At 30.9% G+C, this 514-nt stretch carries 1 protein-coding gene; it reads left to right on the top strand.

Annotated elements, in window-relative coordinates; translation table 11 throughout:
• Nucleotides 1–47 precede the first annotated feature (47 nt).
• Nucleotides 48–514: Crp/Fnr family transcriptional regulator (locus ACMGDK_RS19745; RefSeq protein ID WP_436809515.1), on the top strand; the 467-nt coding region annotated here is incomplete at its 3' end.

The raw sequence follows: 514 nt of genomic DNA, 5'->3' as shown, positions 1-514 counted from the left end.
TAAATAAACTAACTTGCTAAAGTTCTCTATTCATGAACACTTTTTGAATGTTAATTAACGAAGAAATATTATACCAATATGGTGCAGTCACACAAAGCTTTGAAAAGCAAGAGTATATTTTCCATGAAGGCGACTTACCAAGAAACTATTACCAGATCCTGGAAGGTAGAGTAAAATTATCCCACAATGACGAAGAAGGAAAAGAGTTTATTCAAACGATTTTAACAGACGGGCAAAGTGCCTGCGAGTTATTGCTTTTTATTGACTATAACTATCCCGTTAGTTCTGTTGCACTTGAAAGTACTACAATTTTAAAACTATCAAAACTTAATTTTGAAAAACTCTTAAATGAACATCCAACAATTTCTCGGGATCTTAATATTTTTTTTGCGGGTAGACTATATCAAAAGCTTATTATGCTTCAAAATAATGCGTCATTAAACCCTGAAATTAGGCTTAAAGGAATTATGAGCTATTACAAAAGTTTTAATCAAAGTAACGTCAAATATTCTTT

This window comes from Chryseobacterium hilariae, assembly GCF_051400735.1.
Classification (GTDB): Bacteria; Bacteroidota; Bacteroidia; order Flavobacteriales; family Weeksellaceae; genus Chryseobacterium.
This window is presented reverse-complemented; position numbering and strand designations above follow the sequence as displayed.